The 15517-nt window shown below is 62.6% G+C and carries 11 protein-coding genes and 1 tRNA gene; 6 read left to right on the top strand and 6 right to left on the bottom strand.

From position 1 onward, the window contains the following. Positions 1-93: 93 nt before the first annotated feature. Entirely contained in the window at positions 94-2457 is a 2364-nt protein-coding gene (locus K2Y56_RS18395) for a Tex family protein (protein WP_292510818.1), read from the bottom strand. Positions 2458-2766: 309 nt separating this feature from the next. On the opposite strand from K2Y56_RS18395, the gene K2Y56_RS18400 reads away from it, so the two are divergent. Beyond that, positions 2767-3126, top strand: coding sequence for an EAL domain-containing protein (locus tag K2Y56_RS18400; protein ID WP_292510820.1), 360 nt, complete (start codon positions 2767-2769; stop codon positions 3124-3126). Between the two features lie 250 nt (positions 3127-3376). After that, positions 3377-4360 (top strand): GGDEF domain-containing protein, encoded by a 984-nt coding sequence (locus K2Y56_RS18405; protein ID WP_292510823.1) that lies wholly within the window; start codon positions 3377-3379, stop codon positions 4358-4360. A 126-nt stretch (positions 4361-4486) separates the two neighbouring features. On the opposite strand, the gene K2Y56_RS18410 is transcribed toward K2Y56_RS18405, so the two are convergent. After that, the gene (locus K2Y56_RS18410) at positions 4487-6178 is read right to left on the bottom strand and encodes a methyl-accepting chemotaxis protein (RefSeq protein WP_292510826.1); all 1692 of its coding nucleotides are present in this window, start codon (positions 6176-6178) and stop codon (positions 4487-4489) included. Positions 6179-7078: 900 nt separating this feature from the next. After that, positions 7079-7153 (bottom strand) — tRNA-Gln (locus K2Y56_RS18420). Between the two features lie 61 nt (positions 7154-7214). Here K2Y56_RS18420 and K2Y56_RS18425 point away from each other — a divergent pair. The 3 genes from K2Y56_RS18425 (at position 7215) to K2Y56_RS18435 (ending at position 11088) form a co-directional block, all read left to right on the top strand. Next, positions 7215-7961, top strand: a complete 747-nt coding sequence (locus K2Y56_RS18425; protein ID WP_292510829.1) for an SDR family oxidoreductase — start codon at positions 7215-7217, stop codon at positions 7959-7961. A 99-nt stretch (positions 7962-8060) separates the two neighbouring features. Further along, complete coding sequence (locus K2Y56_RS18430) at positions 8061-9680, top strand: peptide chain release factor 3 (protein WP_292510832.1); 1620 nt, start codon at positions 8061-8063, stop codon at positions 9678-9680. Positions 9681-10245: 565 nt separating this feature from the next. After that, positions 10246-11088, top strand: coding sequence for a tlde1 domain-containing protein (locus K2Y56_RS18435; RefSeq protein WP_292510835.1), 843 nt, complete (start codon positions 10246-10248; stop codon positions 11086-11088). Positions 11089-11179: 91 nt separating this feature from the next. Here K2Y56_RS18435 and K2Y56_RS18440 read toward each other — a convergent pair whose 3' ends face one another. The 3 genes from K2Y56_RS18440 to K2Y56_RS18450 all read right to left on the bottom strand — a co-directional run bounded on the left by K2Y56_RS18440 (position 11180) and on the right by K2Y56_RS18450 (position 14695). Further along, positions 11180-11305 (bottom strand): hypothetical protein, encoded by a 126-nt coding sequence (locus K2Y56_RS18440; RefSeq protein ID WP_292510838.1) that lies wholly within the window; start codon positions 11303-11305, stop codon positions 11180-11182. Between the two features lie 1032 nt (positions 11306-12337). Continuing rightward, positions 12338-13102 (bottom strand): potassium channel family protein, encoded by a 765-nt coding sequence (locus tag K2Y56_RS18445; protein WP_292510841.1) that lies wholly within the window; start codon positions 13100-13102, stop codon positions 12338-12340. A gap of 666 nt (positions 13103-13768) precedes the next feature. Beyond that, a complete protein-coding gene (locus K2Y56_RS18450; RefSeq protein ID WP_292510844.1) occupies positions 13769-14695 on the bottom strand; it encodes a histone deacetylase family protein in 927 nt (308 codons plus the stop codon). A gap of 622 nt (positions 14696-15317) precedes the next feature. Between K2Y56_RS18450 and K2Y56_RS18455 the strand changes: the two genes are divergently transcribed. Next, positions 15318-15517, top strand: a 200-nt coding sequence (locus K2Y56_RS18455; protein ID WP_292510847.1) for an alpha/beta fold hydrolase, incomplete at its 3' end; no start/stop codon positions are given.

Here is a 15517-nt window from a genome sequence, read left to right on the forward strand (position 1 = left end):
GCTGAAAGACCTGTTCGAGACCACAATGGTGTTGGCGGTCGATACCGCCGGTCCGTCGGCATTCGCCAGCCCGGTTTATAATCGGATCGGGCCCTAACGTCGCCTCCGATCCTTTCCCGCCTCAGCACGGCGCAAGGCCTCGGCTAACGCACCTCCAGGCACTATCTCTTGGGGTGAGTTACCGCTCTGAACCGAGCCAGGCGTCGTCGGGATAGGCGCATGTTTCTGCTGACTCTCTGACAATGCCTGCCGCGCGTCGCGACCACGGGGGCTGGGCGAGACAGCGTCATCCGAGCGCATGCTCAGAGCAATGCGCTTTCGATTGGCGTCTACCTCGATCACTCGCACGTGAACCACGTCGCCGGGTTTTACCACCTCACGCGGGTCCTTGATGAAGCGGTCGGCGAGCATCGAAATATGGACAAGCCCGTCCTGATGCACACCGAGATCGACGAAGGCGCCGAAGGCCGCGACATTGGTTACCACGCCCTCCAGCCGCATCCCCGGCATCAGGTCTGAGATCTTTACCACGCCCTCTTGGAAGGTCGCGGTACGGAAGGCGGGACGCGGGTCGCGGCCCGGTTTTTCCAGCTCGGCAATGATGTCTGTGACGGTGGGTAGGCCGAAGACATCGTCGGTGAAGCGCGTCGGGTCGAGGGCGCGCAAAACTCCCGTGTTTCCGATCAACGCGCCGATGGGCTGGCCCGTGGCAGCCAGGATCCGGCGCACCACCGGATAAGCCTCCGGATGGACACCCGAAGCGTCGAGGGGGTCGTCGCCGCTTCGGATGCGCAGGAAGCCCGCCGCGAGTTCGTAGGCCTTCGACCCGAGGCCTGCGACCTTCTTCAGGCCAGCGCGGCTGCGGAACGGGCCCTTGGCGTCGCGCTCCACGACGATGTTGCCCGCCACCCGTTCGGTGATACCTGAGACCCGGGCAAGCAGGGGGGCGGAGGCGATGTTCACGTCAACGCCGACACCGTTCACGCAATCCTCCACCACGGCGTCCAGAGCCCTTGAGAGCTGGCCCTCTGCGAGATCGTGCTGGTATTGGCCGACGCCAATGGCCCGGGGTTCGATCTTCACCAGTTCCGCAAGCGGATCCTGTAAGCGCCGGGCGATGGAGACCGCGCCGCGCAGGGTGACATCAAGGCCCGGTAACTCAGCGCTGGCATAGGCGGAAGCCGAGTAGACCGACGCACCGGCTTCCGACACCATGACCTTCGTGAGCGCTAAGTCCGGTCGTTTGGCCATCAGCTCGGCGGCAAGTCGGTCTGTCTCGCGCGAGGCCGTGCCGTTGCCGATGGCGACGAGCTCGACCTTATGAGCAAGACAGAGTTTGGCCAGCAAAACGAGGCCCCCGTTCCAATCGCGCTGGGGCTCGTGCGGGTAGATCACGGCGGTGGCCGCTACCTTGCCAGTTGCATCAACCACAGCGACTTTCACGCCGCTGCGAAAGCCGGGGTCGAGCCCTAAAGTCGGGCGGGCACCGGCAGGAGCGGCAAGCAGCAGATCACGCAGGTTGCTGGCAAAGACCGAGATAGCGCCGGTTTCGGCGATCTGTCGCAGGCGTGCGCGAAGATCCGTGTCGATGGCTGGTTTGAGCCGCGTACGCCAGGCTTTACGCACAGTCTCGATCAAGAAGGCATCGCCCGCCCGGCCCTGATCATGGATGCCGAAGGTCCGCGCGATGCGTATTTCCTGTGAGGAGGGCATGCCCTTGGCCGGCTCGTCGCCCACCGCATCCGCAATGGTGAGATCGAGCACCTCCTCCTTCTCGCCCCGAAACAGCGCAAGGATGCGATGCGAAGGCAGGCGCATCAGGGGTTCGGTGAAGGCAAAATAATCAGCGAATTTCTCGCCGACCGATGCCTTACCGACCTTAACTGAGGAGACGATGCGGCCACGCTGCCAGCAGGCCTCGCGCAGAGCGCCCATGAGGTCGGGATCCTCACTGAAGCGCTCGATCAAGATGAAGCGCGCGCCCTCCAACGCCGTGCCGATATCAGCGACACCCTTGGTCGCATCGACAAACGCACTCGCCGCCGCGGCCGGATCGCTCCCGGGCCGGATGAGAAGCGCGTCGGCAAGGGGACCTAGTCCGGCCTCGCGGGCGATCTGCGCCTTGGTGCGACGCTTGACCTTGAACGGAAGGTAGAGGTCTTCGAGCCGGGCCTTGGTCTCGGCGGCGAGGATACGTGACTTCAAACGGGCATCGATTGGGCCCTGCCCCTCGATACTTTCCAAGATGGCCGCTCGCCGCGCCTCCAGATCGCGCAGGTAGGCGAGCCGGTCTTCGAGGTTGCGCAACTGCGCATCGTCGAGTCCGCCGGTGGCCTCCTTGCGGTATCGCGCCACGAACGGCACCGTTGCACCGCCGTCGAGCAACTCCACTGCAGCGGCCACCTGGCGCTCGGCGACCTTCAGCTCGGCCGCGATGGTGGCGGTAATGGCGGCCATGGCAGGACTCCTCGAAGAAGGGCCGCGGTGTCTACAGGGGTGCGGCGAGGTAGGTCAAACCGTTGCGGCGCGGTTCCGGCGGTAAGCTACGCGTCCTCCGCATGCAGGATTAAGGCATTGCCGCATTGAAGTCGGCGCCTCCACCAGATCGTCCTGCGCACGTTCGCTCCACACGACGAACGCGAGCGTGCGATCCGCACATTGTTCGGGCCTGCGATCAAAGAGATCACCCTTGCTGACCGGGATCATTTTCTTCGACGCCAGGGTCGCGCCAACCCATCCATCTGACGAACGTCCGCACCTGAAGCGGTGATCACCAGCTTGCATCGTCTCAGGTCGCCTAGTGTTCGCATCACGTTGGACGACTTCGGCATAGTTTACTCCAGCTTGAGCTATCTGCGCCGCTTTCCCTTCGACAAGATCAAGATCGACCGCTCGTTCATCCGCGAGATCAGCGATCCTGATGCGGCGGAAATCGTCCGGGCCATAGTGGGGATCGCCTTGCATCTTGGCGCAAGCGTCACGGTGAAGGGCGTCGAGACAGGCGCGCAGCGTGATCAGGTGCGACAGGAGGGCTGCACGGGGGTCCAAAACGACCTGTTCAGCCGACCGCTCGCGTCCACGCGCGCGAGAAAATTCGTTAATGGCGAACGTCAGGGTCGCGGTTAGAATATAGCTGATCAGCTCGGTTGCAAATGGGTTGCGCACATGAGCAATCTACGTGTATTTACGGCGCCTTGAGTACCCTTCCGAGCTTTAGTCGATCTGTGATAGCGGTATAAGCATTAAGAGCTATGGCGGCGCGCGATTCTAACTCGTTCTGATTAATTACACACGATGACAAACAGAAATGTTCGCTATCGGACAGAGCAGCCGACTGATGTCTCACAAAATCATATCTGCGGACGATTGTGCGCACATGACCTGGAAGGCGTTAGAGGATAACGCAGTCACTGCCACGCCGGAGCATTACGCACTGTTGTTTGCATATTTTAGCCGCAGTAATACTGAGGTGACCAACCGTCTGGACGAATACATGAACGGCGGCAAGGCCCTTAGCGCCGAACTGCTGTCCGCCATCCATAAGGATTACTTGGCCGAGAGCGCCGAAGCGGATGTAGTGAGAAGCGGCTCTAACGAGATAGTGCAGGTGGCACAACAAATGGTGGATGAGGTGTCTGCCAGCCAGGGTCCACGCGCGGCCTACGGTGACGCCTTGGAGCATTGGGCCAGTCAATTAAATGAACGCACCACAGTTCAAGACTTACTGAAAGCCATGACGGCACTGAGCCTGGAGACGCGCAAAGCCAGCGAACGTAATCGCGCTCTGGAGCAGAAATTGTCTGCCTCAACACAGCGAATTTGCAAGTTGCAGCAGACGCTTGTTGAGGTGAAGCAGGAAGTGACGACCTGCCCGCTGACGGGCATCCCGAACCGCAAAGCCTTCGAAGCCAAGCTGCGTCGCGCCATCGCTCAGGCCAAGTCGGACCTATCGAGCCGTTTCTGTCTGCTCATGCTCGATGTGGATCACTTCAAGCGCTTTAACGATACATATGGTCACCGCACGGGCGATCACGTCCTCCGCCTCGTCGCGCGTCTTCTCTCCGATAACATCAAGGGTAAGGACACGGCCGCTCGCTATGGTGGTGAGGAGTTTGCCATCCTATTGGAAGGGGCAGACCTGCGTGCCGGCATGGCAGTGGCAAGCGGGATTTGCGAGCGGATCGGCAATCAGCGCCTTGTGAAGCGAGGAACGGGAGAGCAGATCGGGCAGATTACAATGTCGATTGGCGTAGCCGAGCATCGCTTAGGTGACACCGGCTCCAGCATCGTTGAACGGGCGGACAACGCTCTCTACGAGGCCAAGCGCACCGGACGAAGCCGCGTCTGCGCACACGCTTGACCATGGTGGCGACTGATTCGTTGCTTAAGAAGTTCGAGCGCCGGTTTGGTCAGCTTCACGAGGGAGGTCAATCATTCCTCGTAACTCGTGAAGCAGGTCAGTCCTAGCTCGTCTGAAATTTAGTAATTATGCAGCTTTGACGTTGGCGAGGAAACTTCCGACCTCGTGGGTCAGGCTCTCGGAGTGCCGCGAGAGTTCCTGTGCCGCGCTGAGCACTTGAGACGCCGCAGCGCCAGTCTGTCCTGCACCCTGTCGCACGTCGGAGATGTTGATGGTCACCTGCTCGGTGCCACGGGCCGCTTCCTGGACGTTGCGGGTGATCTCCAGTGTTGTTGCACCCTGTTCTTCCATCGCTGCGGCAATGGCCGCCGCGTAGCTCGACATCTCACCGATGATATGGCTGATCGCCTCGATGTCGGTCACCGCCTCCTGGGTCGCCGTCTGGATCTCGGTGATCCGCTCGCCGATCTCAGCCGTCGCCTTCGCGGTTTGACCCGCCAGTTCCTTGACCTCGGTCGCGACCACCGCAAACCCCCGGCCCGCCTCGCCGGCACGTGCCGCCTCGATCGTGGCGTTGAGCGCTAGGAGGTTGGTTTGGCCGGCGATGTTGGAGATGACGGAGACGAAAGCGCTGATGCGCTCAGCCGTGGTGGCCAGACGGCGCACGGTAGCGTCAGTCCGCTTGGCGCTCTCGACAGCACGCCCAGCGATCTGAGAGGACTGACTGACCTGCTCCACGATCTCCTGAACAGACGCCGACATCTCCTCGGTGGCCGCGGCAACCGTCTGGACGTTGGTCGAGGTCTCCTCGGCAGCACCTGCCACGATGACGGTCTGTTGGGTGGTCTGCTCGGCGATGCCTGCCATCGACTTGGCCGTCGCCTCCATCTCGGTGGAGGCTCCCGCCAGCCCCTGAGTCAGGGCCGAGACGTTGTGCTCGAAGCTTTTCGTAATCTGGTCGAGCCGCTCGGCGCGGCGCATCTTCGCCTCTCTCTCGACTTCCTGCTCGGCCGCGAGCCGCTGGGCGGTGATCGCGTTGTCCTTGAACACCTGAAGCGAGCGGGCCAGCAACCCGACCTCGTCCCGGCGCTCGGAGCCGTGAACCTCGACGGCAAGGTCACCCTGGGCAAGCCCGCCCATCGCGTTCGTCATGGCAGCAAGGGGACGCGTCACGCCAACCACCACGATGTAGGCTAGAAGGCTGACCGCAACGGCAAGGCCGATCGCGGCCGCAGCGATCAGCGTCTGCACGGCCGAGCCCGCAACTTCGGACGCCTGCGCCTTGGCGGTCGACATGTCACGCGTGTTTGCATCCACCCGCTGCTTGACTGCGTCCGACACCTTCGCACGGGTCTCACGGACCAGCGTGGCAGACACCTTGGCGGCAAGGTCGTTCTCGTTCTTCAGTCCATGACTGATCGACTTGTCAGCGGCGGAGAAGAAGGCGTTGAGGTCGGCCTTGATCGCCTCATTCACAGCGCGGCGTTCGGGTGTCGTGGCGAGGGTGACCAGGCGATCTATTGCCCTCAGGGCGTCCTGGCGCGCTTCCTGGTAGAGTTTGAACTGCGCCTGCATCGCGGCACCATCGGTTTCGATGATGATGTTCTTCTCGCGGATCGTTGCCTCGTCCATGGCATAGGCCATCTCCAACGCCGTAATCGCTCGTGCGGCTGTCACGTCGACGATGCGCTGCGTGTTCTGATCGAGGCTGTTGAGGCTCGACCACGAGAGAGCAACCAGGCCGACTGAGACCGCGATCAGCATCAGGGCGGGGATAGCGATCTTTGCCAGGATCTTGAGATTGTTCAGCCGCTTCATGTCGCCCACCCAAGCAATGTGCTTTGCGCGATCACCGTTGATTGCACGTGATCTGCTCACATCCTCGTGATCGGAAGTTAATATTCGTTAAAAAGCCAGCAAAAAAGCTCTGTGATTATGCAAGTTGCACATAAAGCTGCTTGTCCTAGCCCATATGGCTTAGGCCCATACTGACCTCTTGGCCTTCCAAACCGCCCGCTGTGCTGCAAACATCGGTTGCGTCGTTGATAAGAACCTTCGAAAAATCAGAAGGTTTAGGGGTTGCAGAGCGCCGACGGCTTTGCAGCCTATTTTTCGGTTGCCGAGGCTGGGATCCCGCTCGGACGGCAAACGACTGAAAGGCGCCCACAAGGTCACCGTCGAGCTTACCGTTCATGTTCTCAAGGATGCTGTACGCGCGCTCTGCACTCATCGGAGCTTTGCAAGGACGACGCTCGATCAGATCACCGTAGATGTCGCAGACGCTGACGAGCCGCACCAAGTCAGCGATCTCTGCCCACGTAGTCCGTCCGGGTACCTGCGCGAACGCTATAAGAATTCCCGGAATGACTGAGGCCTATGGCTAATAGCGTAGTCGCCATCGGCACGCTTCGAAACATCTTGGCCAGAGGCCTGAACGGCGGCGCTTGCAATGTCGTCGCAGTTCCAACTTTCGCTGACGGTCGGCAGTCGGAAGACGATCGGTGGAGCTTCTAAGCACCATCGCGAGACCTGCGCGGGAAGAGTCCCAAACGTCCATATCCGTGAACCTTCGCAGCTCTTCTGCGGGAAAGGCCGCGACCGGAGGGGCCGAGACGGATGTGCCGGCCGATGACGGCCACCGCTTGATCGAGCCAACGACTCGTTCCGAGCTGCGCCAAAAATTCTTGGCCTGCAATCTATTGTTCCACTAGGGAGGTTTGGCTGGGGCGCCAGGATTCGAACCTGGGAATGGCGGTACCAAAAACCGCTGCCTTACCACTTGGCGACGCCCCATCGCTTCAGGCCGGCCGTTGTCTAGACTCAGGGCCGGCGGGTGGCAACAGGGGAGAGAACGATGCGGGTCGCAGTGGTGACGGGGGCGGGATCGGGGATTGGGCGGGCCGTGGCGATCGGACTGGCGGGCGCGGGGTTCGCTCTCGTCCTGGCTGGACGCCGACTCGAGCCGCTTGAGGCAGTGGCGGCGGAGATCAGGTCGGCGGGAGGCCGGGCCCATCCGGTCGCGGCCGACGTCGCCGATCCAGTCTCGGCGACGGCCTTGTTCGGAACGGTGCGGGAGACCTTTGGCCGAATCGACCTCCTGTTCAACAATGCCGGACTGTTCGCGCCCGGCGTGCCGATCGACGAAGTCGCTCTCGACGATTGGCGCCGCCTCGTTGACGTGAACCTCACCGGCGCCTTCCTCTGCACGCAGGAGGCGTTCCGAATGATGAAGGCGCAGGCCCCCCGTGGGGGGCGCATCATCAACAACGGTTCGATCTCGGCTCATGTGCCGCGGCCGAACTCGGCCGCCTATGCCGCAACGAAGCACGCTATAACGGGCCTGACGAAAGCTACGGCGCTGGACGGGCGGCCCCACGACATCGCCTGCGGCCAAATCGACATCGGTAACGCGCAGACCGAGATGACCGGCCCGATGGCGACGGGCGTGCGCCAGGCCGACGGTTCGATCAGGTCCGAGCCGCTGATGGACGTCCGCCATGTTGCCGACGCGGTGGTCTACATGGCCGGGCTGCCACTCTCGGCCAACGTGCCGTTCCTGACTGTGATGGCGACGACGATGCCTTACCTCGGGCGCGGCTGACGCGTTGGTCCTGGGAGTACGGATGAGGTAGAGAGGCGGCCATTCTCCATTTAGACCGGGCACGCGCACCGCGCGGTCCGGACAGGTTGATCGCCCTCGATGTTGATGCAGACCGCCCCTCAGGAGACGACAAAGCCGGCAGATCCGGTGGCTCGACGGCGCACCTTCGCCATCATCTCCCACCCGGATGCTGGTAAGACCACGCTCACCGAGAAGCTGCTGCTGTTTGGCGGCGCGATCCAGCTTGCCGGCGAGGTCAAAGCCAAGCGCAACCGGGTCTCGACCCGCTCGGACTGGATGGGCATCGAGAAGGAGCGCGGCATCTCCGTCGTCACCTCGGTGATGACCTTCGAGTACGGGAACTGCGTCTTCAATCTCCTCGACACGCCCGGTCACGAGGACTTCTCGGAAGACACCTACCGCACACTGACTGCGGTGGATTCGGCCGTGATGGTGATCGATGCCGCAAAGGGCATCGAGGCGCGCACGCGAAAGCTGTTCGAGGTCTGCCGGCTTCGTGACATCCCGATCGTCACCTTCGTCAACAAGCTGGACCGCGAGGCGCGCGACCCGTTCGAGCTCCTCGACGAGATCGAGAAGACCCTCGCCCTCGACGTCGCCCCGGTTACATGGCCGATCGGGCGGGGCCGCAGCTTTGCCGGCACCTACGATCTCGGCAACGGCCGCGTGCGCCGCCTCGATGCCGCCGACGATGCCGGCACCGTGCCGGTGAGCGGTGTCGACGACCCGCTTTTCGACCAGCTGCTCACCGAGCAGGGCGAGGCCGCGACATGGCGCGAGGAGGCCGAGCTCGCCGAGTCCGGCTTGAAGCGCTTCGACCTCGACGCATTCCGCGAGGGCCATCTCACGCCGGTGTTCTTCGGGTCGGCTCTACGTAATTTCGGCGTGCGCGACCTCATCGACGGGCTCGCACGGTTCGCGCCACCACCGCGTGGCCAGGATTGCGACAAGCGCCTTGTCCAGCCGACAGAGCCGAAGATGACGGGCTTCGTCTTCAAGATCCAGGCGAACATGGATCCGAACCACCGCGACCGCATCGCCTTCATGCGGGTGTGTTCGGGCAGGCTCAGTCGCGGCATGAAGGCGAAGCTGGTGCGCACCGGCAAGCCGATGTCGCTCTCGGCGCCTCAATTCTTCTTTGCGCAGGACCGCGCCATTGCCGACGAGGCCTTTGCGGGCGATGTCGTCGGTATCCCCAATCACGGGACCTTGCGCATCGGCGACACGCTCACCGAGGGCGAGGAGATCGTGTTCCGCGGCGTGCCGAGCTTTGCGCCCGAGATCCTGCGCCGGATCAAGCTTACCGATGCGATGAAGGCGAAGAAGCTGCGCGAGGCCCTGCAGCAGATGGGCGAGGAGGGCGTCGTCCAGGTCTTTCGCCCGCATGACGGCTCCCAGGCCATCGTCGGCGTCGTCGGCGCGCTGCAGCTCGACGTGCTGAAGGAGCGGCTCCAGGCCGAGTACGGCCTGCCGATCGACTACGAGCCGACCCGGTTCTCGATCTGCCGATGGATCGAGGCGGAGGCCGAGACCGACCTCGACAGCTTCATCGGCAGCCACGGCTCGGCCATGGCGAGCGACCTCGACGGCGCCCCGGTCTTCATGGCGACGACGGCGTTCTCGCTGCGCTACGAGGAGGAGCGGGCGCCGAAGCTCCGTTTCACGGATGTGAAGGATTATCAGAAGCGAAAGGTATGAACGAGCCTCGATTCTCGACTTATTGGAGAGTTCGGATTTTTCGATTCGAAAAAGCAACATAGGTTGAGCTGCGAACTTGGCGTGGTCATGCGATGACTCTGGGCGCACAGAACGGCCGCGATTTTTCTCAGATCCACCATAGTCCGGTCGCATAAAGGCCAGCTGCGCTTGGTGCCCTCTGCTCGGCCGATCGGGCCTGTACGGAGCCTCTTCCAACGCTCGCTTACGCCATGGCGTGAACGAGGACACGTTGATGGGCTTCCGTGTGAAGTCGGGTAGCGTCCGCATGATTCGACATCTTCCTTCGGGCGACCTCACATTGCTTGTTCGCCGACGCTATGGCCCGGTTCCGAGAATGCGCGCGGCAGCCGTCATCGCCCTGTCGGGCCTTGCGATTGTGATCAGCTCTCCGTTTTCAGGGACGGCGCCTCCGGTCGGAGGCCTTGGCGGTGGGCGAGATCCGTCACCCCTGCAAGAGCGTGTCGCGGAGGCCGGCTCCAATGCGGGATCACCCGTCTCTTCACGCTTGCCGGAGCCGGAGACGCCTCCGGCATCGGAGGCCGCCGTGCCTGTCGAGGGCGGCGACGCGCAGACTCTGTTTGCGGAACTTGCGCCGATCCCGCCAGTCGAAACGCCGCCGCTTCCTGACGCCCACTTGCCGGCTCAGACCGTTCCCCTGCCGATGCCGCGCCCGCCGGAACTACGGGGACCGCCCTCCTCCGACCCTTCGCGCAGGGCAAGCCGGCAGAACGCACGACGGACGAACATTGCTGCCGTGCCGCTGGCGACCGAGGATGATCGCTCCTTCTTCGAGAAGCTATTCGGGATCGGCGGGCAGCAGACCCCTGCCCTGGCCTATGCTGCGCTGGAAAGTCCCTCCGTCGATCTCGGCGCACGCAGGCGGCTCACGCCCTTACCGGTTCCCGATGGCGGGGGAGCGGTCGCCATCTACAATATCAGCGCCCGCACCGTCACCCTGCCGAACGGCGAGACGCTCGAGGCCCATTCGGGCCTCGGCGAAAGCATGGACGACCCACGCTACGTGGATCGGCGGATGCGGGGCGCGACGCCGCCCGGGACCTACGACCTGACGGAGCGTGAACAGCTTTTTCACGGCGTGCGCGCTCTGCGCCTCAACCCAATCGGCGGCAGTGCGGCAGTCCATAACCGAACGGGCCTGCTCGCCCATTCCTATCTTCTCGGGCCGAGCGGCGCATCGAATGGGTGTGTCTCCTTCAAGGATTACCAGAAGTTCCTGACCGCCTATCTGCGCGGCGAATTCCAGCGCTTGGTCGTGGTGCCCGGACAGGGGCAGGATGTTCTTCCGGTCGTCGCCAGCAGGGCCGCAAAGGTGCCTGGGCGGCTTGCCCGTGGCAGCGGCAACATGCGAGTGGCGACGCTGCCGTGAGCCCCCCGGCTGTTCCCGGTAGCGACGTGGAGACTTGCACAACCCCCTACGCGCAAACCCACCTCGACCCAGAACGCTCCCATGAAGCGACCTATGGCGATGCCCTGCAGGTGAGTGTCGCCGAGGTGTTGGCCGCCGAAGGCCCCTGTTCGAGGCCGTCCTCGTCCGCTGTGTCGCGCACGCCCACGGCTTCACCCGAGCCGACGCCCGCATTCATGATCCGTCCTGACCTCCCTGGCGATGGGGCATGTCTGATCGCAGGAGAATGGGCGTGTCGTGCTCTGGCCACCCGGCCATCTGCCGCAGGGCATCGTCCCGTACCACCGAGGCGATGCCGCTCTACGCGGCCACGCCCACACGCCCCTCCGGGAGTTGGCGGGCCTTGCAGCTGACCTCGCATCGAGCGAACCGGACGGGGAGATCGTCCGCCGGATGGCGGCGGAACCGCCACCATCGAAGCTTCGGGCGGGAAGCCTCTATTTCTCTCGTGGTGCTCTCTGGAACCGAAGCACCGCCTGGGCGAGTTCGCCTCAATCGACCGCACCCGGACGGACCTTCGGTGGGCAACCCTCAGATGGTCCCACCAAGCTCAAGGTAGTGCTGCACATGGCTGGAGGCCCACGCTGTCTCACTCAGCACGAATACGGGATCAGCCGAGAGTAGCGCCCTACGTCCGGTCGATAGCAGATGCGGGGTTTGCGCCTGTCGACGTTTGTACGGCCAGTATGGTCGTCGGCATAACGGTGCTGCCATCGGCGACCCTGAGGATCTGCGTTTTCCCGGCTCTGCGCTGCCAGCGGGCCCGCTTGGCCGATGGCGAGGAGGGCGATGGCGATGAAGAGTGAGAAGCGCATGGACTACTCTCGCTTGGTTCTATTCTCAGATTGCAAAGTGTCGTTCACAGGCCTTGCGTGGACCGCCGCCTTTAGGACCTTAGGCCGCGGATAGACCGCTCAACGGGTCCGAGTGGCTTCATCGGCTCAATCCTGATCGATGAGCCGGCGCGCCGGATGCTGCTCGAATCGAAATAGAGCGTCTCTCGCCATGGGGCCAACGCCGCTCGATCGAGGTAAGTTCTGTCTGCTAATCTGTCGGGCGAGGCTATCTCGGCACGGATAGATCCAAAGGCCGAACACCATTCGCCACGTCGAGCATCGACAGCTTCGAATGAGACGCTCCACCGACCGGATCGCCCGCCCTCCGAAGACGCTGACGATGGTCAAAGGGCACGTATCGTGACGATCTCGCGCTATTCGCCTTCGTCCGGGATGTTGAGGACGGTGCCGCAGGCTTTGCAATGAACGGCATCCGGCTCATGCCGCTGCAGACCACAGGAAGGGCAAGGGAAGCGCACCTTGTTGGGTCGGAACAGCACCTGGGCCAACCGCAGGAACAGCGTGACGCCAAAGATCATCACAACGACCGAGATCAGCCGACCGGGTGTGTCCTTGAGGGTGATGTCGCCGTAGCCCGTCGTCGTGAGCGACGTGACCGTGAAATAGAGGGCATCGACATAGTTGCCGATCGCTGGGTTAGACCGGTGCTGGGTCGCGTAAACGATCCCCGTCATCACGAAGACGAACACCGCCAGATTGACGATGGCGAAGATGGCTTCCTCGTTGCGGCGGAAGAAGGCGCTATCGGCTCTGAGGCGATCCAGTAGCTGGTACGTCTGCAGCAGGCGCAGAGTGCGCAGGATACGCAGGAAGGCTGCTCCTTCGACAACGATGGGAGCGAGGAACGAGATCACAGCGGCGATGTCGGCCCACGTTGTCGGGCGCACCAATTCGCGGCCAGGACGCCGACTGATCATCATGCGCGCCGTAAAATCGAGCAGCACGACGACGCCCATGGCGATGTCGAGGCCCTGCACGAGCGCCACGCGAGGCATGAACGAAGAGACGACGATGTAGAAGATGGTTGCGACGTCGAAGGCGACCAGCCCGTAGCGAAACCGGTGCGCTCGATCTGTATCGCCCTCATAGAGGTCTCTGAGCCGATGTGTGAGCTGCATCTAGGGTTCGAACAAGCCTCTTCAGAGCGCGTTTCACGCTATCGGTAACGTCCAAGAGCCTTCTGGTCGTTCCCTGTGTGGCAGGGCGCTAAACGACCCCATAGAGCGAAGCTCCCGTTTAGCGCACGCATTTCATGATCCTTGACCTCTCCTAAAACGTTCCTGCAGTGACTTCGAGGCGGGCGTCCCTGGCGAGACCGCGGGATCGCGATCCCCGCAAAGACTGCGGCGGACAAAGCCTTATCGTTTCGCAACTCCTACCGACGGCCCGTTCCTCTACCAACGAAATCACCTAAGACGAGCGTTCGTGTCGATAAAATTAACTACCTTTAAGGTGAGCAATAATACTCGATAAATTTGTAGATTATCGCAATCATTACTTGCTCGGCGCGAGAATTTCGGGCCAAGAAATTGTCAGTCCGATCTCATTCTGAAAATGAGTCTGGCATGGGTTGTCTCGGCGATAGCTCCGGCAGTGATTTGAATGGATTGCCGGGGGTGCCGCTGGCCGTGCAAAATGCGGATAGGAGCCGCGAGATCGAAGCGGCAAGCGGCACCGACAACCTCGGCAGTGATCATCGCGCGGTCGCAGGCAGCGGCAGGGGCGAGACTCGCAGGCGCGCACAAGCTCCTCGGTACGTCCCGACAGCCCGACGAGCGCCGACCTCAGGCCTGCATCAGTTCCATCACATGCGCGGCGACCGACTCGCCCAGACCTTGCAGGTCGTATCCGCCTTCGAGCAACGAGACGATCCGCCCCTCGCAGCAGCGATCGGCGACCTCCATGACCTTTCGGGTCGCCCAAGCGAAATCCTCGGCCTGGAGCATCAGGTTGGCGAGGGGATCGCGCCAATGTGCGTCGAAGCCGGCGGAGATCAGGATCAGGTCGGGCTGGAAATCCTTGAGCCGCGTCAGGATCCGGCTCTCGAACGCGTCCTTAAACGCCTCTCCGTCCGCGAAAGGCTTCAACGGCGCGTTGACGATCGTGCCATGCTCGCCTTCCTCGGAGACCGCTCCGCTCCCGGGGTAGAGCGGCATCTGGTGAGTCGAGCAGAACAGCACGGAAGGATCCGCCCAGAAGATGTCCTGCGTCCCGTTGCCATGATGGACGTCCCAGTCGACGATCGCGATTCGCTGGGCCCCATGCGATTTCTGCGCATACCGAGCGGCGACGGCGACATTGTTGAAGACGCAGAATCCCATCGCCTTCGTGCGCTCGGCGTGATGTCCCGGAGGCCGCATGGCGGAGAACGCATTCCGCGACACGCCCGTCATCACCAGATCGACCCCCGTGACCGCGGCGCCGACGCCGCGCAGGACGCAATCGATGCTGCCTGGCGAGAGAACCGTGTCGCCATCGATGTGAACGAGCCCCTCCGTGGGGGAGGCGCGGACGAGACCGCGAACCCATTCCTCGGGATGGGCGAGCATGACGGTCTCGAGGCTCGCCGGTTCCGGCGAGCGACGGTCGAGCCCAGAAAAGGCAGGCACATCGAGACTTTTCAGGACAGCCTGCATCCGCTCTGGCCGTTCGGGATGCCCGTGCGGAGTGCGATGGTCCAGAGAGGCGGAATGATGAAGAACGACGGTCATTTCGGACCCCTGCTGTGCCGGCGTCCTGGTATACCAGGGTGTGGTTCAGAGTGCCAACTGATGCGTCAGCAGCAGCGGGAGGTGTGCGACGCTGGCGGATGTTCGGCCGCGTTTCGTTACCGGGTCTCCACCCTCGGCGTTCAGCCTCAACGTTTTTCTCTCGCTGCCGGATCACCGAAAATGACTGCATGCTGATTGAGCGCACCAATCCAATTGTTGGCGCGCCGCCGCAACTGTCTTCCTGAAGGGTGGCAGGCCCTTGAGATCTCGAACACAGCGGAGCGAGCCGCCAAGCTCGCGGATTAACGCCTCGCCTTCGCGTCAGTCACCATTGAAGCTGAATACTTCTCAGCTGGTCGGTAAATGACAAGCCTGACCAAGATGATCCGCTGCTTGTTGGGTTCACGCATCGCGGTCGATATGCATCTGTCAAAGCCTTACCATCGAGCGTGGCAGCGGGAACGAGAAGTTGAGTATGTCCCTGCGGTGGATCGTTGTGACGGGTGTCGGGCTCCTGGTTAGTCTCGCCCTGGTCAACTCCTTAGCTCAGCGGCGTACCAGGAAGGGCCGCAATGCGTGCCCCGGTCGGCTTGCAGCGACGCGCACCAGCATTGAGGGGAGGATGGTTTATGCGCGAGTGTCGATCAATCCAGTTCCGGATAACCGTCTACCCGTGATCCTTGTCCATGGACTCGGGATGTCGAGCCGCTACATGATCCCGCTCGCGAGGCATTTAGCCCCGCACTTCCGGGTCTATGCGCCCGACCTGCCTGGCTTCGGTTTGAGCGACAAACCTCACCGAGCACTCACGGTTCGCGAGCT

Source organism: Methylobacterium sp., assembly GCF_019745455.1.
Classification (GTDB): Bacteria; Pseudomonadota; Alphaproteobacteria; order Rhizobiales; family Beijerinckiaceae; genus Methylobacterium.

Excerpts from the sequence above, each read along its gene's own strand:
- K2Y56_RS18450 (WP_292510844.1), bottom strand. The coding sequence starts at position 14,695 with ATGACCGTCGTTCTTCATCATTCCGCCTCTCTGGACCATCGCACTCCG.
- K2Y56_RS18430 (WP_292510832.1), top strand. The coding sequence starts at position 8,061 with ATGTTGATGCAGACCGCCCCTCAGGAGACGACAAAGCCGGCAGATCCG.
- K2Y56_RS18440 (WP_292510838.1), bottom strand. The coding sequence starts at position 11,305 with ATGAATGCGGGCGTCGGCTCGGGTGAAGCCGTGGGCGTGCGCGACACA.
- K2Y56_RS18405 (WP_292510823.1), top strand. The coding sequence starts at position 3,377 with ATGACCTGGAAGGCGTTAGAGGATAACGCAGTCACTGCCACGCCGGAG.
- K2Y56_RS18425 (WP_292510829.1), top strand. The coding sequence starts at position 7,215 with ATGCGGGTCGCAGTGGTGACGGGGGCGGGATCGGGGATTGGGCGGGCC.
- K2Y56_RS18445 (WP_292510841.1), bottom strand. The coding sequence starts at position 13,102 with ATGCAGCTCACACATCGGCTCAGAGACCTCTATGAGGGCGATACAGAT.
- K2Y56_RS18395 (WP_292510818.1), bottom strand. The coding sequence starts at position 2,457 with ATGGCCGCCATTACCGCCACCATCGCGGCCGAGCTGAAGGTCGCCGAG.
- K2Y56_RS18410 (WP_292510826.1), bottom strand. The coding sequence starts at position 6,178 with ATGAAGCGGCTGAACAATCTCAAGATCCTGGCAAAGATCGCTATCCCC.